The following is a 1,092-nucleotide window of genomic DNA, read 5'->3' as shown; positions in this document are numbered from 1 at the left end:
TACGGTGCAGGTTGGGGACAATCATGCATGCGAATTGCGCCGTTGGCACTGCGTGACGGGGATCGGCAGAAATTGGTGTCGTTGACGCGTTCCTCGACGGTCACCGCCGGCGCTGCGCAGCGGGCACGGATCGTTTCGCTGGCCGCTGATGGGGTGTCCAACACTGAGATCGCCGCTCGTGCCGGGGTGTCGCGGCCGACCGTGATCGGTTGGCGTGCCCGTTATGAGCAATCGGGTCTGGCCGGGCTGGTGGATCGGGCACGGCCGGGTCGGCCTCGCGCGCTCGATCATGGTGAGATCGTGTCTGCCACCTTGACGCCCCCACCCCCCAAACTCGGTGTCACACATTGGAGTTCACGGCTGTTGGCCAAGTACCTGAGGATCAGTTTCTCGGCGGCGGCCAAAGCCTGGCGCGAATACGGGATCCAGCCCTGGCGGGACGAGACATTCAAGTTCTCCACCGATCCTGAGCTGGTCGCCAAGGTCACCGACGTGGTCGGGCTGTACCTGGATCCACCGCAGAACGCGATCGTTTTGTGCGTGGACGAGAAAAGCCAGATCCAGGCCTTGGATCGCACCCAGCCGATGTCGCCGATGCAACCGGGCCATCCTGAACGGCGGACCCATGACTACGTTCGTCACAGCACCACAACGTTGTTCGCCGCGTTGGAGGTTGCCACCGGCCAGGTCGCGCGGATCTGTCAGGACCGGCACCCCCATCAGGAGTTCCTGCGTTTCCTCAAGCACGTGGCCCGCGCTTGCCCCGACCAGCAACTGCACCTGGTCATGGACAACTACGCCGCCCACAAGCGAGTCGAGGTCCGCGACTGGCTGGCCCAAAACCCACGCATCCAAGTGCATTTCACTTCGACTTCGGCGTCCTGGCTCAACCTTGTCGAGGTCTGGTTCGGGATCATCGAACGCCAAGCCATCCACCGCGGCAGCTTCGGCAACGTACGTGAACTGACTCAAGCGATCCGCACCTACATCACCAGCTGGAACAAACGCGTCCACCCATTCGTCTGGACCAAGACCGCCGACGAAATCCTCAAGAAAGCAAACCGTCAACCAACTTCAAACACGGACCACTAG

Annotated in this window: 1 protein-coding gene; it reads left to right on the top strand. The window is 62.2% G+C overall.

Translation table 11 applies throughout. The annotated features are described in order from the left end of the window. Positions 1–27: 27 nt before the first annotated feature. Entirely contained in the window at positions 28–1,092 is a 1,065-nt protein-coding gene (locus tag EET13_RS29760) for an IS630 family transposase (protein ID WP_122445568.1), read from the top strand.

This window comes from Mycobacterium attenuatum (genome assembly GCF_900566085.1).
GTDB lineage: Bacteria > Actinomycetota > Actinomycetes > Mycobacteriales > Mycobacteriaceae > Mycobacterium > Mycobacterium attenuatum.
The sequence above is the reverse complement of the archived record's forward strand: the minus strand, read 5'-3'. Positions and strand labels throughout refer to the sequence as shown.